This window comes from Bacteroidota bacterium (assembly GCA_041658205.1).
Classification (GTDB): Bacteria; Bacteroidota; Ignavibacteria; order UBA10030; family UBA8401; genus UBA8401.
Map to the genome: position 1 here is coordinate 2,529,793 of JBBAAO010000001.1, position 21,218 is coordinate 2,551,010.

The window sequence follows — 21,218 nt, forward strand, 5'->3', positions numbered from 1 at the left end:
ACTATATTAATGATGGGTTTCCGTTGATTATATTTTTAATAATTCTTCGATCAGGTGATGACGCCCGCTTTAACGCATAGACATTTTTCTAATTTTTCGGTATAAGATACAAAATATTCTTCGATATTGAAGCAACAACATCCTCCTCCAGTGGTAATTCGTGATACTCTCCATTTTTCCACAACGGAGTCTGATCAGCATAGTGATCGTGCATTGGCTGACCGGATTGTCCCGATGGAATAACTGAGAGCGCTTTATTCACATTTGCAAAGTCAACAATTTTCCGCATGGAGGGACCGAGAGTCATTTCATACGGCTTCGTGAAACGATATTCTCCATTATTCACAGTTGTTCCAGACCCGCTTACTTCAAATGGTCCAATATTAAATATTGACTGCAACACTTTTATATCGCCAAATGGATGTTTCAGCGTTAATGTGTGTATTCTTCCCCAGCGCCATTGCTTCATTTCACCGCCGAGTTGTTCGGTCAATTCCACCAACGTTTCACTCAAGCTTTTGCGGATGATATCGTCGCGAGATTCAACACCGTCCGTTGTAACATCATCGAACCACACAGCTGATGTATCATTCAGTAACGACATCGTCACGCGGTACGGAATATTGGCAAGAACGATATATTGATGGAACAACTCCTCACCCATTTCATCGCGATAGATATTCTTATTGAGATGCTGGAAGAATACTTCAAAAATTGTTGTCGGCACATCATCCTTTGAAAGCACAAAATTCCAATTACGGAAATAGTTTACCGCCATTTGTACTTTCGGTTCAGGAATTGAGAGATTATTGTATGCGCCAAGTATGAACGGAGTCAGCTCTTTAGCAAAATGAGAAAAATTATCATTCTGCAATTTTTTGAAATCGCTCACTTCGAACCGATCCTTGGACTGCAACACTTCTCTGATCCTTTGGATGCGTGATGGCGGTTCCCACAAATTGGCGATATGATATTCCGCATTATTGGTTGTCTTATTGTTGGCCGTTGCTATAAATCCTTCCGGCGGATTATACAATGATGGGAGCTGCTCAAACGGAATAAATCCTTGCCATTCATACTCACCAGTCCATCCAATAAATGGCAATGTTGGATTGTTGCTGCTCCGTTTCGGCAGACGTACACCGGGATGAAAACCGATATTCCCATAAACATCTGCATAGACAAAATTTTGTCCCGGAACGGTGAATTCTTTGACACCATTCAAAAAAGCCTGCCAACTATCCGCCGTGTTGACAAGATATAGTGCGTACAATTCGTCACTCATCTCAAATCCCGTCCATCTCATGGTAATAAAATTTGAGGACTCAATTGATTCCAGCGGATAAATTTCATTCACAGCCGGTCCATGAATCGTTTTGCGAATCGTAAACAAAACATCTGTCGAATCCTTTACCTTAACCGTGTCTTGAATAAGTTCAATATCCTTCCATTCATTTTTAAAAAGATATTTATCCGCTCCGAGCGAATCGGTCTGCTCAAAATAAAAATCAGCGTCATCCGCCATTACGTTTGTAAATCCCCAGGCGACGTTGTTATTGTGTCCGAGAATCACGAGCGGCGTTCCCGGAAGCGATACACCAGCAACATCAACTTTTCCCCCGTGTAAATGCACCTCATACCATTTAGCCGGAAGTGAAAGTCCAAGGTGCGGATCGTTGGCAAGCATTGCCTTGCCGCTGACAGATTTTTGCGGTGAAACTGCCCATGAATTGCTGCCAATATGAGTGCCGGTTGTTCCGAAGAACTCTTTAAAATCATTGTGCAACGAGGCGAACGATTTAAGTCCCTCCAATTTTTTACGATCGGACTCTTTCCCGACAATCACCGGGCCATTTTCCGGATAGGTAGGAAATACTTTGCTCGCTTTTTCTTCGCCAAGTTTCGCAACTAATTCTCCAAGAACAACATCAACATGCCACGAAATATTTAACTCCCACGCCATCAATCGTGCAATCATGAGACTGTGAACTGGCTTCCATTCTTCCGGTTCATAATTCAGCATGTCAAACTCAATCGGATATTTTCCCTTATGCGTGTGAATGAACTCATTAATTCCATCCGAATATGCACGAAGGATCTCTTTTGATTTTGGGTTCAACTGCTGTTCAAGTTGTTCTGCGATTCTTTCAAAACCGACCGTCTTCAACATTTTGTCGAACTTAATAGTTTGCGTTCCGAGAATTTCCGAGAGCCGACCCTCACCGGCCCGCCGAGTGAGGTCCATTTGCCAAAGCCGATCCTGTGCATGCACATACCCTTGTGCAAAAAAGAGATCATATTCATTTTCAGCAAAGATATGCGGAACTCCATATTCATCGCGGTAAATCTTAACAGAATTTTTCAATCCTTGAACAGCAATTTCACCGCTGTATTGAGGAAACGATTTTGTAACGAGATATCGCAGCGCAAAAAATGCGACAATCGCTACGACGACGAGGGAAAAGAAAATGCCGATAATGATTTTTATTTTTCGCATAATGGTTAATTATTAAGCAGCAGTGGAAGGTTCCATTCCGTCCGTAAGTGATGATATTCGGAATGAGGTAATTGAACAACGATTGTTTTTCGTTTTGGATCTAACCAATGAAGGATCGTAAGCATATCTTCTTCATCCATCGATGTACATCCGCTGGTAGGAATATTGATTGTATGAAAGAATATGCAGCTTCCTTTCCCCTTCTCTCGCCGTGGATTATGTTTCACGACAAGAACGTATTTATAATCAGGTGCAACAGCACGCATTCGCTCGGCGCTATTCCAATCTTTTTTAGTTGAATCCTCTTCAACAATTGAGTTATATGCTGTTGAATTCGAATCATCTACGCATCGGGTCAGTTCGGTCAACGGAAGATACGGATATCGAACTCCATCAGGCGCGGTTGCATCCAAACCATAAAAAACGGTGTCTAGTTCAAAAATTCCGGCGGGCGAACGCTTATCACCTTCCTTTTTCATGAATTCACCGGCCTGCGTGGGATGAACTCCTTCACCCCACGCTAACCCATTTTCTCCAATCGAAACTGACAGTTCCCCTCGTTTTTTCCTCCATCCATCCTTCGTTTTATCGAACAAATAAATTATCGCTTTATTACTGCTCCATTCATTGGTAAGCGTAACGATCAATTTCTGAGAAGATGAAACTTGAGAAAATAATGTTGCAGTAAATATTGAAATACTGAGGAAAAAAAAGATGTGTATTCTCATGCAAAATTCTTTCATTGGAAAATCTATCACTTTTTTGTAACTTTGGGATAGTTGATCGGAACGTAGCGCAGCTCCCAACGGGATCCCTTCGGGACCGGCTAGCGCACTACCGATAACATGTTTTATCTCTATATACTTTATAGCTATTCAAAGAACAAGTTCTATATTGGACAAACGTCTAATATAAAAAACAGACTCCAACGACATAACAATCGAAGAGTTTCATCGACAAAATTTGGTGTTCCGTGGGTTCTTGCTCACGCTGAAAAATTTGATACAAGACAGCAGGCAATCCAACGTGAACAATTTCTGAAATCACCACAGGGGTAGAAGACATTACTTGAAATAAATAACTTTCTTCGGAACGTAGCGCAGCTCCCAACGGGATCCCTTCGGGACCGGCTAACGCACTACCGATAACATGTTTTATCTCTATATACTTTATAGCTATTCAAAGAACAAGTTCTATATTGGACAAACGTCTAATATAAAAAACAGACTCCAACGACATAACAATCGAAGAGTTCTATCAACAAAATTTGGTGTTCCGTGGGTTCTTACTCACACTGAACAATTTGATACAAGACAGCAGGCAATTCAACGTGAACAATTTCTGAAATCACCACAGGGGTGGAAGACATTACTTGAAATAAAAAATAACTTTCTTCGGAACGTAGCGCAGCTCCCAACGGGATCCCTTCGGGACCGGCTAACGCACTACCGATAACATGTTTTATCTCTATATACTTTATAGCTATTCAAAGAACAAGTTCTATATTGGACAAACGTCTAATGTAAAAAACAGACTCCAACGACATAACAATCGAAGAGTTCTATCAACAAAATTTGGTGTTCCGTGGGTTCTTGCTCACACTGAAAAATTTGAATCAAGACAGCAGGCAATTCAACGTGAACAATTTCTGAAATCACCACAGGGGTGGAAGACATTACTTGAAATAAAAAATAACTTTCTTCGGAACGTAGCGCAGCCCGGCTAGCGCACTACCTTGGGGTGGTAGGGGTCGCAGGTTCGAATCCTGTCGTTCCGACAAATAAAAAAGTCTTCCAAACCGGAAGACTTTTTTTATTGTACATCATTCTCTCTTCAATTCAATTTTAATAAAACATCTTCCAGCAACGTGCGGACTTCCGTAAGGTCATCTCTTAATTTTGGATCGACAATTTTAGCGACAGGTTGCTGCAATACTGGTTTCGAACTGTCCATGGAATCTCCAAATGGGAGCACTGTCTGTTCCCCGGTATCATCTGCCTGAAAATCGACTAATACTTGTTTGGCCCCCTCTATAGTATAGCGTTCTTCACGTAACAGTTTTTTAATATGAAGGATTAGTTTGATGTCTTTATTAGTATAGACACGGTTTCCCGCGCGGTTTTTTTGAGGTTTTAACTGTTCAAATTCCGATTCCCAATAACGCAAAACATACTGCTCCAAGTCAGTAATTTTACTAACTTCACTGATGGAATAATAGAGTTTTTTGATCCCGATAGATTTCATATTCGCCTCACAAGTTATACAATGGTAAAAAAAAAGGAGCGTAATCGCAACAAAAAACTATTGCGTTTAGATAGAAAAGCAGTATATTTGTAAGGTCTTCAACGCAGATAATATGAAACTCTTGCTTACCTCCCCAAAAGCATTGAAAATTCTCGTTTCAAATTCAATTCCATCAACACTCACAACACAAAGAGGTTCTCTATGAAAAAAACTCTACTGGTATTTGTTTCTGCAGTATTGTTGTTGACATCATTGGCACAGTCGCAAGACGATCTCCAAGGTTCTTTGAATAAACTTGCCGGTAAGGCAGCCTTAGGATACATTGATCCGATCACGCAAGGTTTCTTGACCAATTTGAACGGCGGATTGTTTAACAAAGCACCGCAGGCAAAATTATTTGGAATTGATATCGAATTGGGTGCAGCATTCATGTACACTCCGTTGGCAGATCTTCCAAAAACATTTGATGAAAAAGGAACATTTCGTTTCAACAAATCACAAGCAGATGAAATTGCATTGAATACAGTAAATACGTCAAATCCCACAGTAACTAATCAGTTGAGAGAAGCTTTAAGCAGTGCCCTTCAACAATCAGATTTCGGTATTCGTATTTATGGACCAACCGTTCTTGGTGATGCACCAATTGTCGGTGATCCCAATTCACCACAAGTAAAAATTGATATGAATGGCGCGGTAACAACAAAAATTTATACAGGAACCCCGTTTGAAAAAGATACTACATTCAATGTGAATTATGCATTGAAAACAGGTCTCGGCGGTGTGGGAGCATTATCAGGAAATGCCGGTATACCATTCTTTGCCCCGCAATTAACCTTAGGAACCATATACGGAACAAAGTTCACGCTTCGCTATGTGCCGAAAATTCCGATTCCGGATGTTGGTGATTTAAGCTGGACAGGTTTTGGTATCCAGCACAATTTAGGATATTGGTTCCCCATTCCGGTTGTGGACGTTGCTGCTTCGTTCTACACACAAAAAATCAAGATCGATCCTATCTTCGAAATGAGCGGAACGTCTTTTGGATTAACCGCCAGCAAACAACTCGGTTTTGCTTTCTTGAACGTTACTCCGTACGCAGGTTTCATGTTTGAAAGCTCAACAATGACCGTCAATATCACACCTCCAGCAGGTGATTACGGCCCAGGCATTACACCGCCAAACATCAGTTTTGAAGTCGAAGGAAAAAACAGTTCGCGTCTTGTTGTCGGATTAGGAATCCGCTTGTTGATCATCAACATTAATGCTGATTACAACATTGGAAAATATAATTCCATGACCGGCGGCATAGCAATCGCGTTCTAAGTTTTCTGGTCCTAACAAGAAAGCCGACATGAAAATGCCGGCTTTCTTGTTTTAAAGAGTGTTCTTATATTAATTCATCGTAACTGCACAGCTATTATTTAGGTGGTTCAAGCATTACTCGCCATTCTGAGCGTAGCGAAGTATCTGAAAAAATTACACGATGAATCGTGAAGCGCACAATTCAGATTTTCCGATTTTTGTTCCGGTCTCCGGAATACCGCTCAAAAACGGAATGCGAAAAGCAGGACTTCACATCGTTCAGTATGACAACAAGGAGATATTATTTTATTTCGCCACTGAGTAGTTACAATTCATCATTGAAAATATTATCACTCATATTGTTTAGCGCAGTCTGTTTCTTCGGCTGCGAGGATTCAGCTCAGCAGCCGTCTGAAAAGGTAGATCGTTTAATGCAGCAGGCTGTCACTGAAATGAATAGGCAGAACTACGACGACGCAGAACGCCTTCTTGCGGAAAGCATTGATCTGAACAGCGAATCAAATAACGAAGCAAAGCTGGCTGAAAATTATTCCACATTATCCTCAATACAATTACTTTCAGGGAAATTATCACCAGGGTTGGAGACACTTATCGCCCTTCGTGATATCTATCAGCGAAGCGGTGACAGAAGCGCAGAACTGCAAACAATGATCCAGATCGGAAGAGTTAATTTTCAACTCGGAAGATCCGAACACGCATTTTCCATCTTAACCGAAGCATACAATAACAGCACATTATTTCTGTTAGACCAGATAGCAATATCATCTGCAATCAGTTTAAGCACACTCTATTCCAAAACAGGAAAATATGAAAAGGCACTTCTCTACGCTACTAATGCCTATCAAACAAGCAAACGAGTGCGCAACATCTTCACAATGATTGAATCGCAACATCTCCGCGTTTCAGCCTTAACGGCATTGGGAAACATTAGCAAAGCATTCGAAATATTTCGCGAAGCGGAAACGATCGTACTGTCTGAAAAAACTGCTAACGCCGAACAGTTTTACCTTCAATGCGGCAAGGCGTTTGCATTTGCAGAAGAATGGCCGTTTGCTAAAAGAAATTTTGAACGTGCAATCGACATAGCAGAGCATAAACAGGGAGAACTGCGATCACAAATATTGATTGAAGCAAACATTGGGATTGCCGAACTGTATGCCCATCATTTTGCCTTTCCTGATGCACAACGATTTTTCGTTCAAGCGTATCATGTCGCAAAAGAGCGATCGGACAATGTCACCCTATCCTATCTTTTGATCCGTGTAGCCGATTGTCTTGCACAGCAATCTTCCGTTATTGAATCGCAGGATGGTCTTATTCGTGCCACGCAATTATACGAACAGGCACAGACGCTTTTTTCTCGAACAGGATTTTCCTTTGGCGAAGCAATCACGTTACATCGTTTGGGTATGCTGAAAGAACGTTCCGGCGATGATAATGCGGCTATTACTTTTTACAAAAGAGCTTATGATAGATTCATAGATCAACAAATCGATCCAAAACTTTGTCCTCTCATTGTGCCGATTGAATTATTATATCAATCAGAATCGACAAAAAACTCGCCGGTTGAATGGTTCTCACAAAATCTAATTTCCCTCTTATTGAGAAACAAAAAAACGGAGGAAGCCTTTTCGTATCTTCAAAGTGTCCGCAACATTACATTGCAAACAAAATTATATCCTCTTTCATTACACTTTAGAGATCAATTGAAAGAGAGTAAATTTTCAGCCCTCCATAATTCAATGTTGATGTACCGTCAAAACCTATTGGAACTGCACAACATTAATTCAATGCAACAACAAACGAAAAACAGGAACTATGCCAACAAACTGCAAAAACAAATCGCTTATTTTAAAAGCAAAATGCAATCGGATGCAGTAACAATAGCTCAGGCATTTCCTGTATTTTCTTTTCTTAGTATTTCACATCGTTCACCTCAGTCCGGCATTCTCAATGCTATCCCCAAGTCGCAAGCCGTATTGGATTTTTTTTTCGCCAACAATGAAGCATGGGTAATCATTGCAAAAGCAGATGAAGAAGTTGCTGCGGTGAAATTATCATCGTATGGATATGCATTGGAAAATAAAATGAGACAGTATTGCGATATGTTGTACTCCTTTTCCGGTCAATCAGCAGATGTCCGTCGACTCTCCAATGAACTGTATGAATTCTTCATCAAGCCGATTGATCTGACGGGGATACAACGGATTGTCATTATTCCTCCGCTGCAATTTGAACACTTTCCATTCCATTCTCTTACGAATGACGGTATCTCTATTCTTGAAAAGACAGGTGTTACATATCTTCCGCATGCCGGAGTGATGACTGCAACATTGTTGGTACCAAAATTCATCAATAGCATCGCTGCATTTGGATTTACATCAAACTCCCGTTGGGGATTAGAATTTGAGCTGCGCGATATTCGAAGCTTCTTCCGTAACACACAGATCAACATCAATCAAGCCGCAACCAAACAAAAACTGGTATCCTCTGTGGGTGAAGTAGTTCAGATTTCAACGTTCTTTACAAGAGATAAAAATAATGATTCCTGGTTCACACTTTCAGACGGAAGCACATCAAAAGCCGGTATCAGCGTCCCGATTGCTGAATTTACAGAGATACACCCATTCCAAATTGTTTATCTCTCCGATGCTCAATCTACAGTGAACAATGTAACAAACCTTCATCCGTTGCTTTGGCTTCTTAATGGTTCAACGTGTGTCGTCGCAACACACTTTCCCATTACACCGAATATCAGTAAAACCTTTGGAGAAAATTTTTACTCTTCACTTTCTTCAGAAGTAAATCCTTTCCTTGCCTATAGGCGGGCTGCTGTTTATCTCGGGAAGAAAAAAGAGTTGAATAGCGGGTACGGCGGATCGTCGTACTTTTACTATGGAGTGAAGTAGTTTACACAAACGGCGGTGAAATCGCTGAACGACTACAAGTGATTGATAATAATCGGGATGAGGAACCACGCCCAGATCAATCCCCCGAAGACAAGACATCCAATCGAAATGATCGACCATGAGATCATCTTCATTTCATTTTTCAATAAATGAGAATTTCTATATGCAAAATATCCTGAAAGGGATCCGATCACGAGGGAAAAAATTGAAAGGAATAAAAAGAGGGGAAAAACAATATTGTCTGGCATAGGCTAAAAACTAACTTGCCAAGCATCAGCGCTTGGCAAGGGGGTAACACTCAATTATTTTGTCCGTTTCACTTTCACGCTTCCTAATCCCGATTCGATGTAGACGTCCATTTTCCCTTCAGCATCATTATAATTTTCGGATTCATAGACTCCTTTTTTCTTCCGGACAAATTCGTTGTCATCCAACGACAGATTTGAGAGCCAACTATCTTCATATTTTATGCGTAATCCGATATTCTTCGGCACAGCAACCGTTATTGAACCAAGGCCGACATTGATATCAACCTTTACATCCCTCTTCAATTCACCGCCAAAATCAAGATAATATGAACCCACTCCCCCTTCGAATTCCATTTTGCGAAAATTCGCATTGTTCAAATTATTGGCAACAAATTTACTAACGCCTGTTTCCACTTTCAAATTTTTAATCTCACCGGCATTTTTTTCATCAAAACTCAATTTTGATGAACTGGCACCGGTGGAGATAGAAAGTTCGTTGATCGTCAATCCCGTAAAGTCGAAATTACTTTTGCCTGCTCCAAGCTCAGCGTCGATGGAGAGCGGGATGCCTTCTACTAGTTCAACATACCACTCATCTGTCCTAAAATTGAGATCGGCATTCACGCGAACTCGTGTGTCACCGTCTTCCGATGTTTCAATATCGGAATCTTCCGGATGCATTTCAATTTTCAGATCGCCGACATTTTTTCGGACATAATAATCAATATCCAATTTTGGTTCGCGATTTTTTTCTTTTCGCTTATAATAAACGGAGACAATTTTATCTTTGCTTCCCTTTTCAATATTCACGGAACCAAATGATGATTCTATTTTCACTCGCACTTCGTTTTCGTCTGTTTTCTTCACTTCACGGTGTAAATGTTGTGCAGAAAGCATACCGGTAAGAAGGCAAATTGTGCCGATGTATATTACAATAGTCTTTTTCATAATTCAGCCTTTTTATTAGGGGGCTGATGATATTTTACGCTTGTTGAGGGAAAGAGTTGCGGCTAATATTGATGAATTTTCTTCTTTAAGCGCTTATAGAGTATCTCTCTGGCACGGAAAATATGTGCTTTTACAGTGCCAAGCGGAAGTTTTAACTCATCGGCAATTTCCTGATAATCTTTATCTTCGGTATGTCGCATAAGAATTACTTGCCGATATTTCTCGGGCAAGGCATTGACAGCATCTTCAAGAATCTTTGTCCGTTGACCTGCAATCAACGTCTTGTCAGGCTCATAGGATGAATCAGGGATCTCAAAACTGTATTCGCCATCTTTCGATTCTAGTGGTTTATCAATGGAAAAGGTTGCCAACTTCTTTTTTCGGATATAGTCGATACAGTTATTCGTCGCAATTTTATAAAGCCACGTTGAAAAAGCGAATTCTTCATTAAAATTGTGGAGCGAATTGAACGCTTTGATAAATGCTTCCTGAGTAAGATCTTCAACTTCATCTTTATCGTGAACCATTCTATACAAGAGATTGTACACTTGATCGTGGTACTTCTTTAAAATAGCACGATACGAGGGTTGATCCCCTTTTAAAGCTTTTTTTATATTGCGGGAATCTTCAGCGCGCGAATCAAGTCTGCGTTGGGCAAGAACTTCCTCTCTGGTCTTTGGTGATCCGGATGGTTGTATGGTAGAGGAAGTTTTTTTCAGTGGTGGCATCGTAAAAAATACATACAGTAATGTCTGAAATGAAATTACTCAAAAATGGATGCAGTTGCAAGGAACTCTTACAGTGGGTTATTTTCGCATTTGAGATTCGAGACAATTCTTGCTATACTCAATCAGGAATTTTTTATTTTTGTCAATTAAACTTGAAGTGAATTTATGCCAGTATCAATCATTGTTGGAGCCCAATGGGGTGATGAAGGGAAAGGGAAGATCGTCGATATGCTCAGCGAAAATATCGATATCGTTGCCCGATACCAAGGTGGAGCAAATGCGGGACATACCGTTGTGATCGGTGATAAAACATACGTGCTACATCTCATCCCCTCCGGAATTTTTCAAAAGAATGTCAAATGCGTCATCGGTAATGGTGTGGTGATCGATCCCATCGCTTTAATGGAAGAGATCGAAATGATCAAATCGTTCGGCATTAAGATCGATGGGCGATTGTTTATCAGTCACAATGCGCATTTAATTATGCCATATCACAAATTGCTCGATAATATTCGAGAACAGGGAGCACAAAAAATAGGAACGACAGGACGGGGCATCGGTCCGGCATACATTGATAAGTATATGCGTACGGGAATCCGTGTTGTAGATCTGTTGGATAGAAAAGTATTACGAGAAAAACTGACCCGCAACATCGAAGAAAAGAATCAGATCCTGAGCAAAGTTTATGGCAAAACAGAGATCGATATCGACAAAATAGTAAATGAGTACCAAGAGTTTGATAAAAAAATCGATCCATACATTACCGATACTGCGACACTTTTGAATGATGCACTCCGGAAAAAGAAACGGATTCTTGCCGAAGGAGCACAAGGTGCGCTGCTTGATGTCGATCATGGAACGTATCCATACGTTACATCATCTAATCCAACCAGCGGCGGTGCATGCACCGGTTTGGGAATTCCGCCAACTTCGGTGAAATCGATTATCGGAATAGTAAAAGCATATTCTACGCGCGTCGGCAACGGACCCTTCCCCACAGAGTTGAATGATACTACCGGTGAAGAACTGCGTAAGATAGGACATGAATTCGGAGCAACAACTGGTCGGCCGCGGCGTTGCGGATGGCTTGATATGGTGAGCTTGAAATATTCGTTGATGGTGAACGGAATCAGTGAGATTGCCTTGACAAAACTTGATGTGCTGGATAGTTTTGACGAAATCAACATCTGTGTAGCATATAAAAAAGAGGGAAAGATTCTTAAATCATTCCCGACTGATGTTCACACACTGGAAACCGTTGAGCCGGTATTCCAAACGTATAAAGGGTGGAAAGAATCCATTTCCGAAACGAAGAAATGGAAGCGTTTACCGAAGCGCACAATGAAATATGTTGAAACGATTGAAAAACTATCCGGAGTAACCGTTTCGTTAGTGTCAGTCGGTGCACGAAGAGATCAAACTATCGTTCGATAAATGTTCTGCAAGAGCATCAATGTTGCGTAGCGCAACATTGATGCTCACTACCGAATATGAAACTCAATACCCGCAGTCCAAAATCCGGCAATATTAAAATAGCGTTGTTTGTTGCGGCTGTATGTATTGTCATACCAATCCTTCTTTATACTCATAACCTTGTTATTGATCTCCAAAAAAAGCAGCGGGAAACTGCAGCGCTGTATGCTCGATCTCTTGAGTATATTGCCAACAGCAATCCCACCAGCGGGACAGATTATACGTTCATCTTTGATGAAATTATCGGTGCTATAGATTTTCCTGTCATTCTCACCAACGGTGATGACAGCGAAATTAGTACAACAAAAAATATTACCATCGATTCCACTTTCTCCATAGCAAAACGGAAAACAATTTTGTTTGAGATGATCAGGTCGTTGGACGAAGAGAATAAGCCGATTCTTGTGACGTATCAAGATTCACTGATACTACAGAAAGTCCATTACGGTGAATCGAACCTCGTAACGCAATTGCGATGGTTGCCATTTATTGAGTTGTCCATCGCCACATTGTTCATCCTCGTCGGATATATCGGATTCAGCTACATTAAACGGAACGAACAAAGCAACATTTGGGTCGGAATGGCCCGTGAAACAGCGCATCAGCTTGGAACTCCGTTAACGAGCATGATGGGATGGATTGAACTCTTGAAACATCAATCCGAAGCGAGTCCGAAAATTCTGGAAACAGTTTCGGAATTTGAGCATGATGCTCGTCGGTTAACGAAAGTAGCTGATCGATTTTCAAAAATTGGTTCAAAACCGGACTTGAAAAATGAAAATGTGACGGAATTAATTCAACGAACGATCCAATATTTTGAAAAGCGCATTCCGCAAATGGGGAAAAAAGTCGATATTTCTATTAACGCTAATGAAGGATTCACTGCACGTGTGAACAACGAACTGTTTGAATGGGTGATTGAGAACCTGATCAAAAATGCCCTGGATGCGATGGAAGATGGAAAAGGTTCGATATCATTCTCCCTTTCGAAAGTCAGAAATAAAACGATTATTGATGTGAAGGACACCGGAAAAGGAATCGATCCGTCATATCATAAAGATATTTTCCGTCCGGGTTTCAGCACAAAAAAACGAGGATGGGGATTAGGACTTTCACTTTCAAAACGAATTATTGAAACATATCACCGCGGTAAACTGAGCGTCTTAAAAAGCGCAGTCGGAGAAGGAACAACGTTTAGAATAGTGTTAAAATCGTAAAAAGTTATTACTGCAACGCTTCGACCTACATTGTTTGTTTCGGTTGAAACACTCTCCAACCGATCAATGCTCCTAAAAACGAAAAGAGCGTATTGGGAATAATATAAATGAAGATTGCGAGGAACGAGCCAATAATATTCGGCTCGGCATTCTTTGCATCTTCTACCATTGGATAAATTTCCGGTGGAAGATCTATTTGCATCCTCTCCGCCAATCGCATCATCATATCAATGGCAATGTCTCCGAAGATCAACGTTACAACATACTGTATCAACACAGCAGCGATGGACGAAATTACACCGGCATAAATTCCCAGTTGAGTGCAATCTTCCCTGGTCATTTGCTCCATGTCCGGAGTAATATCTTTTTGATAGAGCATTACAGCAAGAAATCCGCCAAGCATTACACCTGCGCAGCACAAACAATTCAAAAAATTCAGTCCGGGCACCGCCCACACTGTGGCGATCAATAAACCGCCATAGAGCGAGGGTATCAGTTTATCTGGTTTCAGATTCATATACTTTTACTCTTTTCAAAAAAGTGTGAATAACATCTGTGAGCGTCTGGTGCAATAATAAAGCCAGGCCAATTCCAAAAAACGACCCCGTTCCGATGCGTGAAAATGTCGTCGACGTATATACATTCAGCAGCGACAACATACCATCTACAAACATAGGGAGTGAGACAATGAGCAACAAAATGACCGGTTGATAATTTTTTGAACGTAATGGAATTGAAAAACGAAGAACGATCAAAGCCGATAAAAATCCGATATAGATGGAAGTGCAGCGGATGCAAACAGCGAATGGTTCGTCATTGACATGAAATGAACGGGAATCAAACTGGTGACATACCGTGGAATATATCGAGTATAAAAGATTCGATATGATTGATCCCGATGTGAGAGGGGCAAGGACGATACCGAGACACCATAAGGAAGCAAGACCAATCACCAAATTCAGTTCTTTTTTCATTCTGCATCAATACTATAGCAAATTTGATAAAGAAGCAACCTGATTACCTCGATATGCTCTTAGAACTAATTAACAAAATTCTGATTGCTTCCGTGGATTCCACTTCGTACTATTGGGCAACACAAATACGGAGCCAATATGAAACCTGCTTTTCTCTTCATTGTCGCACTTCTCAGTTCTAACCTTCTCTTCTCACAAACTGTTCCTGATCTCATTTCCGAAGCCGACAATTATTCAATCGTTTCATTTGAAAATCAAAAAGCGTTTGACAAGTTGTTGCAAGCGGAAAAAATGGAACCGAATAATTATGGTGTACTCTGGCGCATCAGCAGAAGTTATGTAGACATTGGCGAACACCTTCCGAACAAGACAGACGCTGATAAAGAAAAACAATTAGAGTATTATCAAAAGGCATTTGATTATGCCGATAAGGCTATTAAAGCAAGTCCGGATTCTGCAAACGGATATGTACGAAGAGCGATCGCAAACGGAAGAGTTGCCCTGTTTAAAGGAGTATGGAGCGCAATTGATTTTGTGAAACAGGTAAAAGCCGATTGTGAAAAAGCAATTTCTCTTGACCCGAACAATGCAACGGCATATTACGTACTCGGAAGAACACATATGAAGCTTTGTGAAAAATCAAAAATGATCCGTTGGCCGCTCGGTCTCGGCTGGGCAAATATGGAAGAGTCGTTGAAGTATTTTGATAAATCAATTGCACTGAGACCTTCATTCATCTTATATCGATTGGATGCCGCACGCGCTTACAATGAAGAAGATAATACAGCAAAGGCGAAAGAACTTCTTATCTCCATCGCCGCCATTTCCAAGCAAGATGAGGATGATGATCAATACAAAAAGGAAGCGAAAGAACTTTTAGAAAAGCTTAGCAGATAACAGACAGTAAAGTCCGTTAAAAAAGAAATTTCATCCCGGATAAAAATATTCTGTTTGCTTTTCAAAATTGGGATTGACATATTCTTAACCACAAATTATTCATTTAAGGAGGTTTACGTGAAATACTTATTGACCGTTGTTATGGTTTTCACTGTTTCCACTGCGGTGCTTGCAGGGGGATTTCAACTAAATGAGCATGGGGCTAGGGCAATGGCACAAGGTGGGGCGTGGGCTGCACGTGCCTATGATGGATCTGCTATATTCTTTAATCCGGCAGGACTTGGATTTCAATCCGGTAGTTCGGTGTATCTTGGATCGACCATCATTATGCCAACATCAAAATTTTTCGGTCCGTTGCCAAGCGTAAAAGAAACCAAAATGGTCGATCAAGTTTTTCCACCAATCAATCTCTATGGAACATATGCATTAAATGAAAACTTAGTACTGGGTATTGGTGTAAACAATCCTTTTGGACTAGGAACCGAATGGCCGGAGAATTGGGTCGGAAATCAACTCTCCGTAAAAGTTGATCTCCAATCATTTTTTATTACTCCAACATTAGCCTATAAAATAAGCGATCAACTTTCGCTGGGTGGCGGGTTTAATGTGGTGACAGGAGCTGTTACGTTAAGCAGATACTATATTCCTGGGGTGAAAGTAGCATTGGATTTAAGTGCAATGGGATATGGATTTAATCTTGGTGCACTATACAAATTTACTCCCGAACTATCTCTCGGCATATCGTATCGCAGTTCGGTAAAACTTGATGCTACCGGTACAGCACAATTTACACCTGACATTCCAGGCTCCACTCCATCGGGCGATGCATCCGCTGCTCTTGAACTTCCTTCAACCGCATTTGTTGGTGTAGCATATAAAGTGATGGAGAATTTTGAAGTTGAGGCAGACTATCAATATGTTGGATGGTCTACCTATAAAGAATTATTGATAGAATTTAAAAAAGACCCTTCAAAAAACAGTCGTAATCCGAAAGATTATGAAAACACATATATTATTCGTGTCGGTGGAGAGTATACCATGGATGAGTTCCAATTTCGGGCAGGATATTTGTTTGACAATTCACCGGTAACAACAAAACATGTCGATCCATTGTTACCTGATGCCAATCGAAACGGATTTAATGTCGGTCTAGGGTATAAGATCAATGAAAATATGCATGTCGATGTATCGTATCTCTCCCTGCAGTTCGACCAGATTAAAGCAATCGGAACGGACTTTGATAATAATGGAAATCCAGGACAAACATACGGAGATTTTGATGGTACCTATAATGCCAATGCAAATCTTTTTGGTTTCAATTTTGGATATACCTTTTAATATTTTTCAACTTAATCTATAAGGAGAACCGCAATGAAGATGTATCAAAAAGGATTGATTCTTGGCATCATGGCTCTGCTCGTGGTCGGATGTAAAGAAGATGATGCACCGGTTGAAGCAAAAGCAAAAGCCGATGTCAAAAAGTACGTATCCATCGGGAACAGTTTGACCGCTGGATATCAATCGGGTGGATTATATAGATCTGCGCAGGTCAATGGATATCCGAATTTGATCGCAAAACAATTGGTTGCGGCCAGTGCAACAATTGGTACATTTGAAATTCCATATTGGGAAGATCCAGGTTCATACGGCGCCGATGGAAAATCATCACGTTTAGTATTGAAAAGCCTCACTGGACCTGTCATTGTCACGGAAGGTTTAGCTCCGGGAACAGCGTCAAATTTGAACCTAGCACGACCTTATGATAATTTAGGAATTCCTGGTTCGATCGTTTATGATTTTCTCGATACGACAAACTTCATATCTAAGAGCACTGCGCGAGCAAACCCATTCTTTGGACATGTTCTACGCAGCAGTTCATTTGGTGCAAGTATCTTAAAACAGGCAAAAGCATTAAATCCTGACCTTGTCTCCTTCTGGCTTGGAAACAATGACGTTCTCGGTTATGCAACAAGTGGCGGAACCGCAAAAAGTGCATTTACCGGAACAGCTGTTCCAACACCAGCAGCTATGTTTACTTCATTCTACAATGCTGCTCTTGATTCATTGCGTGCAAACCTTCCCAATGCAAAACTGGTTGTTGGAAATATTCCTGATGTAAAAGCCGTTCCCTATTTCACCACCATAGGACCCAAAGTAGCAGCGGCATTACCTACCGGGGTTTATGCTCGTTATCAAAAAGGTGGAAATACAGGTGTTGCAATGGATTCTTCACGATTTACAGAAGCAAATGCCCCCTTCTTGACATTAACTGCCAGCACATATGCTCCCTATATAGGTGTTGCAAGCGGAAAATGGTATAAAGACAATAAATATCCGGCATTACCTACGGGAATTGATACGACAAAGCAGTTTGGTGTGCACCCACAAAATCCATTACCGGATGCATTGGTATTGGATGCAGCAGAACAAGTTGTTGCTGCAAATGCGATCGCTTCGTTTAACTCAACAATTGCAGCAGCAGCAACAAAGAATAATGCCGCTCTTGTCGACGTAAACACAATCTTTAATAACATTAAAGCAAATGGGATCACCGTTGGCGGTGTAAAATACACGACTGATTTCATTACCGGACAATTGTTTAGTTTAGACGGTGTGCATCCCTCCTCAAAAGGACAAGGAATTGTAGCCAATGAATACATCAAAGCACTCAATAAAAAATTCGGATTCTCCATTTCCGAAGTTGATGTTGCAGCCCTTCCCGGAATCTCCGTAACACCACTTGCAAAATATGTTCCAAACAGCAAGATGATTATTGGCGATTCGTATCAATCGTGGAAACCGTTCTTGAGCTTGTGGCTGAATTAACAGCTATAGTTTTTAAAACAAAAACTCCCGATCATCGATCGGGAGTTTTTGTTTATAATGCTTTCGTGAAACAAATTAATGTCTTAATCCAGGTGGATGAACACTATCGTGATCATCAATCGGCTCAAGATGTGTGATAATGCGCGCCTTTTGATCAAGAGCGTGTGAAAGCGTATATTCAATATCCGTTGACACGGCGTGGGCATCTTCAAGCATTGTTCCTTTCGGGAACAGTAGGTGAAATTCCATCCAGACAGAAATTCCGCTATCCCGATATCGAAGCTCGTGATAATGTAATCCCCGTTTTGTTGTCTCCTCTTGCAGTATTGCATGAATCTTTTTTTCAAGCTCCGGATTCGCTTCATCCATTAATCCGCCGACAGATTGGCGAACAAGTTTTCCCCCTTCCCACAAAATATTCAATGCTACGGCTATTGCAACCAACGGATCGAATGGTAACCATCCGGTAAATTGTGTCAATAACAGTCCCGCTACAACACCAAAACTTGTCCAGGAATCAGTGAGGACATGTTTACCATTTGCGATCAGAATTAATGAGCTTGATTTCTTTCCGCGCCACACTAAAAATCCGCCGAGACCCAAATTAATGACCGATGCGCCGAAAATGATGTATGTTCCATAGTCAAGATTTTGCAGGACAATGCCGGTGACTAATTTTGAGACCGATTCATAGATGATAAACAGTGCTGCGATGATAATCAGTCCACCTTCAATACCGGCGGAAAAAAAACTGATTTTATCATGTCCATACAGATGACTTTCATCCGCCGGCTGGTAGCTGAGCCACATGCTGTATGCAGCGAATGCCACGGCGATAATGTGCACAACCGACTCTGCCGCATCGGAAAGAATTGCTGCAGATCCGGTAATAAGGTAAGCATACCACTTCCCGACCAGCATCAATACGCCGATGGCGAGGGAGAGACGGATAGCAAACTGTTGTTGTTGTCGTTGAGAATTCATCAATATTATAGTACAAATTATTTGATATTGAAGAAATACAAATTTTGCTCTTTAAAACAGAAAGTCCTGAATTACATTCAGGACTTTCTGTCAATGAAATTGAAATGTGCTTCAGAATTATTTCAGGAGCATCAATTTCCTCACCTGTGATTTTCCATTGGATGTCAGTCGGGCGAAATAGATGCCGCTTGTCAGTCTCTTCGCATCGAATGTTTCAGAATATGATCCTGAAGCTCTCGCGTCATTCACCAGCATTTTCACTTCCCGACCAATCACATCATACACTTTCAACGTTATAAATCCATCGACTTGTATGCTAAATCCGATAGTTGTTGTGGGATTAAATGGATTAGGAAAATTTTGTGCAAGCTCAAATTTCAGCGGTGAGGTGTTAATTACTGCTTCAACTTGCTGTGAATATTCGAATTTTCCGTCACGGTCTATCTGTTTTAAGCGATAAGAATATTTTCCAGCAGATTGGTTTTTATCGATAAAGGTATATTCTTTTGGAGAGTTGATTGTGCCATTGCCTTCAACGAAACCGATGCGGGTCCACTCATCCCCACCCCGCCCTCCCCCTTTTAGAGGGAGGGTTTGGGAGAGGATTCGGCGTTCAATTTCAAATCCATAGTTATTTACTTCAGTTGCCGTTTTCCAGTAGAGTTCAGTCGTTCTTCCCCGAGCAAGTGCAGAAAATGCTATTAACTCTACGGGAAGCGGATCAACACCTTCGTAAGCTCCGATGGAAGGCGTAGTACCAGAGCGTGTCGTTCCATCCAGATCTGTTGATGGAGCACCAGTTGGTGTTCCAGCATGATATGCCGGTGATGATGTGCTTGTAAAATGATAATTCGTTGTGCTTACAAACAGAGGATCGCTTCCGCTAATATTGTTTGTACCTAAGGTCGCTCCATCGGCATCGGTTGTAGCCGTGTTGTTGTAATAGAGATTGTTGGAAAGATTCCCTGAAACAAAGGACCGTATTGCACCGTTATTTGACGTCCCAGCGCTTCCGTTATTCCCTCCCCCGGTAGTTCCCCCAACGGCAGAATTGTTGCAGAAAATATTATTCTTCACCAAGGTACTGCCGCCTGCATCTATCGCACCGGCATTGGCATTACCTCCGTATCCTGCATTTTGACTGTTTGAAGAACCACCAAGACCGCCGGTTGATTTGTTACCATAAAATGTGTTATTCATAATTAATGCCGCACCAGCACTCGACGAATTGATACCACCTCCGTACGAATTTCCGCCCGAAGTGCCATCACCGCTCCACCCTCCACGGAAATCCTTACCTCCTCCACCCAATGCAATATTATGACTAATCACATTATTTCGAATGGTAGCAGTTGTGCTAGATGCTAAATATAATCCACCGCCATAAGCACCGCCGCCTTGAGTTCCGCCAGTTGGCTGATAAAAATCATATCCCCGAACAGTATCTCGCGTAATAATATTGTTTTGAATGATCGGCGACCCATCTTCAATATAAATTCCTCCTCCTTTGCTAAAGTTCGTAAAACTTGAAGTATCTATAGCATATCCGCCGGTAATCGTAAATCCTTGAACGATTGTTGTTGAAGAGTTTGAAATACAATTGAGCACCCTATGTCCGTCACCAGTTGCATCAATAATTGTTGTCGCAGCACCTGCCGACCCGCTCAATGTTACTCCGCTCACCATACTCAGCGGAAAGGTTTCTCCGAGTGTTTTATTATATGTTCCGGCAGCGACACTAATCACATCACCGTTTGCAACAACAGACAATGCTTTGGTGATTGTTTTGAAAGCCGTTCCAGACGACGTTCCGGCATTACCGTCACTTCCCGTCATGGCATTCACGAAATAATTGGTTGCGGTTGATACAGACACCATCAATATTGTTGTTACTGTAACCCACAGCAAACGATACCTCTTTCTCATCGATCCTCCATTGAGCAAAATGAT

General features: G+C 41.2%; 17 protein-coding genes and 1 tRNA gene. 8 read left to right on the forward strand and 10 right to left on the reverse strand.

Going from position 1 to position 21,218, the window contains the following annotated elements; translation table 11 throughout:
- Window positions 1-88 precede the first annotated feature (88 nt).
- Together WDA22_10420 and WDA22_10425 are read right to left on the reverse strand one after the other, a co-directional pair.
- Window positions 89-2,497, reverse strand: a complete 2,409-nt coding sequence (locus tag WDA22_10420) for a penicillin acylase family protein (protein ID MFA5833877.1) — start codon at window positions 2,495-2,497, stop codon at window positions 89-91.
- A gap of 5 nt (window positions 2,498-2,502) precedes the next feature.
- Window positions 2,503-3,225, reverse strand: a complete 723-nt coding sequence (locus WDA22_10425) for a L,D-transpeptidase family protein (protein ID MFA5833878.1) — start codon at window positions 3,223-3,225, stop codon at window positions 2,503-2,505.
- Between the two features lie 974 nt (window positions 3,226-4,199).
- Here WDA22_10425 and WDA22_10430 point away from each other — a divergent pair.
- Window positions 4,200-4,274: transfer RNA gene (locus WDA22_10430), tRNA-Pro, on the forward strand.
- Between the two features lie 56 nt (window positions 4,275-4,330).
- Here WDA22_10430 and WDA22_10435 read toward each other — a convergent pair.
- On the reverse strand, window positions 4,331-4,741 hold the full coding sequence (locus WDA22_10435) for a MerR family transcriptional regulator (GenBank protein ID MFA5833879.1): 411 nt from the start codon (window positions 4,739-4,741) through the stop codon (window positions 4,331-4,333).
- Window positions 4,742-4,942: 201 nt separating this feature from the next.
- Between WDA22_10435 and WDA22_10440 the strand changes: the two genes are divergently transcribed.
- Together WDA22_10440 and WDA22_10445 are read left to right on the forward strand one after the other, a co-directional pair.
- Complete coding sequence (locus tag WDA22_10440) at window positions 4,943-6,064, forward strand: DUF6588 family protein (GenBank protein ID MFA5833880.1); 1,122 nt, start codon at window positions 4,943-4,945, stop codon at window positions 6,062-6,064.
- 167 nt (window positions 6,065-6,231) lie between these two features.
- On the forward strand, window positions 6,232-8,973 hold the full coding sequence (locus WDA22_10445) for a CHAT domain-containing protein (GenBank protein MFA5833881.1): 2,742 nt from the start codon (window positions 6,232-6,234) through the stop codon (window positions 8,971-8,973).
- 32 nt (window positions 8,974-9,005) lie between these two features.
- Here the strand turns inward: WDA22_10445 and WDA22_10450 are convergent, their stop codons facing one another.
- From WDA22_10450 to WDA22_10460, 3 genes are all read right to left on the reverse strand, one after another.
- Window positions 9,006-9,221 (reverse strand): hypothetical protein, encoded by a 216-nt coding sequence (locus WDA22_10450; GenBank protein MFA5833882.1) that lies wholly within the window; start codon window positions 9,219-9,221, stop codon window positions 9,006-9,008.
- 54 nt (window positions 9,222-9,275) lie between these two features.
- A complete protein-coding gene (locus WDA22_10455; protein ID MFA5833883.1) occupies window positions 9,276-10,169 on the reverse strand; it encodes a LiaF domain-containing protein in 894 nt (297 codons plus the stop codon).
- Between the two features lie 62 nt (window positions 10,170-10,231).
- Complete coding sequence (locus WDA22_10460) at window positions 10,232-10,897, reverse strand: sigma-70 family RNA polymerase sigma factor (GenBank protein MFA5833884.1); 666 nt, start codon at window positions 10,895-10,897, stop codon at window positions 10,232-10,234.
- 165 nt (window positions 10,898-11,062) lie between these two features.
- Between WDA22_10460 and WDA22_10465 the strand changes: the two genes are divergently transcribed.
- The gene (locus WDA22_10465) at window positions 11,063-12,331 is read left to right on the forward strand and encodes an adenylosuccinate synthase (protein ID MFA5833885.1); all 1,269 of its coding nucleotides are present in this window, start codon (window positions 11,063-11,065) and stop codon (window positions 12,329-12,331) included.
- A 56-nt stretch (window positions 12,332-12,387) separates the two neighbouring features.
- Window positions 12,388-13,587 (forward strand): HAMP domain-containing sensor histidine kinase, encoded by a 1,200-nt coding sequence (locus WDA22_10470; protein MFA5833886.1) that lies wholly within the window; start codon window positions 12,388-12,390, stop codon window positions 13,585-13,587.
- Between the two features lie 25 nt (window positions 13,588-13,612).
- Here WDA22_10470 and WDA22_10475 read toward each other — a convergent pair whose 3' ends face one another.
- Together WDA22_10475 and WDA22_10480 are read right to left on the reverse strand one after the other, a co-directional pair.
- A complete protein-coding gene (locus WDA22_10475) occupies window positions 13,613-14,104 on the reverse strand; it encodes a hypothetical protein (GenBank protein ID MFA5833887.1) in 492 nt (163 codons plus the stop codon).
- The gene (locus tag WDA22_10480) at window positions 14,085-14,561 is read right to left on the reverse strand and encodes a DUF2085 domain-containing protein (GenBank protein MFA5833888.1); all 477 of its coding nucleotides are present in this window, start codon (window positions 14,559-14,561) and stop codon (window positions 14,085-14,087) included. Before WDA22_10480 ends, WDA22_10475 begins: the two co-directional genes overlap by 20 nt.
- Window positions 14,562-14,699: 138 nt before the next feature.
- On the opposite strand from WDA22_10480, the gene WDA22_10485 reads away from it, so the two are divergent.
- From WDA22_10485 to WDA22_10495, 3 genes are all read left to right on the forward strand, one after another.
- On the forward strand, window positions 14,700-15,458 hold the full coding sequence (locus tag WDA22_10485; GenBank protein ID MFA5833889.1) for a hypothetical protein: 759 nt from the start codon (window positions 14,700-14,702) through the stop codon (window positions 15,456-15,458).
- Window positions 15,459-15,575: 117 nt separating this feature from the next.
- Window positions 15,576-16,796, forward strand: a complete 1,221-nt coding sequence (locus WDA22_10490; protein MFA5833890.1) for an outer membrane protein transport protein — start codon at window positions 15,576-15,578, stop codon at window positions 16,794-16,796.
- A gap of 33 nt (window positions 16,797-16,829) precedes the next feature.
- Entirely contained in the window at window positions 16,830-18,284 is a 1,455-nt protein-coding gene (locus WDA22_10495; protein MFA5833891.1) for an SGNH/GDSL hydrolase family protein, read from the forward strand.
- A gap of 75 nt (window positions 18,285-18,359) precedes the next feature.
- Here the strand turns inward: WDA22_10495 and WDA22_10500 are convergent, their stop codons facing one another.
- Together WDA22_10500 and WDA22_10505 are read right to left on the reverse strand one after the other, a co-directional pair.
- Window positions 18,360-19,268 (reverse strand): cation diffusion facilitator family transporter, encoded by a 909-nt coding sequence (locus WDA22_10500; GenBank protein ID MFA5833892.1) that lies wholly within the window; start codon window positions 19,266-19,268, stop codon window positions 18,360-18,362.
- A 117-nt stretch (window positions 19,269-19,385) separates the two neighbouring features.
- Window positions 19,386-21,194 carry a DUF1565 domain-containing protein gene (locus WDA22_10505; protein MFA5833893.1) on the reverse strand — a complete coding sequence of 603 codons (1,809 nt, stop codon included), beginning with the start codon at window positions 21,192-21,194 and terminating at the stop codon, window positions 19,386-19,388.
- Window positions 21,195-21,218 lie beyond the last annotated feature (24 nt).

Coding starts and splice junctions, on each gene's coding strand:
- WDA22_10450 (MFA5833882.1), bottom strand. CDS start 9,221: ATGCCAGACAATATTGTTTTTCCCCTCTTTTTATTCCTTTCAATTTTT.
- WDA22_10425 (MFA5833878.1), bottom strand. CDS start 3,225: ATGAGAATACACATCTTTTTTTTCCTCAGTATTTCAATATTTACTGCA.
- WDA22_10435 (MFA5833879.1), bottom strand. CDS start 4,741: ATGAAATCTATCGGGATCAAAAAACTCTATTATTCCATCAGTGAAGTT.
- WDA22_10460 (MFA5833884.1), bottom strand. CDS start 10,897: ATGCCACCACTGAAAAAAACTTCCTCTACCATACAACCATCCGGATCA.
- WDA22_10480 (MFA5833888.1), bottom strand. CDS start 14,561: ATGAAAAAAGAACTGAATTTGGTGATTGGTCTTGCTTCCTTATGGTGT.
- WDA22_10440 (MFA5833880.1), top strand. CDS start 4,943: ATGAAAAAAACTCTACTGGTATTTGTTTCTGCAGTATTGTTGTTGACA.
- WDA22_10485 (MFA5833889.1), top strand. CDS start 14,700: ATGAAACCTGCTTTTCTCTTCATTGTCGCACTTCTCAGTTCTAACCTT.
- WDA22_10505 (MFA5833893.1), bottom strand. CDS start 21,194: ATGAGAAAGAGGTATCGTTTGCTGTGGGTTACAGTAACAACAATATTG.
- WDA22_10465 (MFA5833885.1), top strand. CDS start 11,063: ATGCCAGTATCAATCATTGTTGGAGCCCAATGGGGTGATGAAGGGAAA.
- WDA22_10500 (MFA5833892.1), bottom strand. CDS start 19,268: ATGAATTCTCAACGACAACAACAACAGTTTGCTATCCGTCTCTCCCTC.
- WDA22_10495 (MFA5833891.1), top strand. CDS start 16,830: ATGAAGATGTATCAAAAAGGATTGATTCTTGGCATCATGGCTCTGCTC.
- WDA22_10455 (MFA5833883.1), bottom strand. CDS start 10,169: ATGAAAAAGACTATTGTAATATACATCGGCACAATTTGCCTTCTTACC.
- WDA22_10420 (MFA5833877.1), bottom strand. CDS start 2,497: ATGCGAAAAATAAAAATCATTATCGGCATTTTCTTTTCCCTCGTCGTC.
- WDA22_10470 (MFA5833886.1), top strand. CDS start 12,388: ATGAAACTCAATACCCGCAGTCCAAAATCCGGCAATATTAAAATAGCG.
- WDA22_10475 (MFA5833887.1), bottom strand. CDS start 14,104: ATGAATCTGAAACCAGATAAACTGATACCCTCGCTCTATGGCGGTTTA.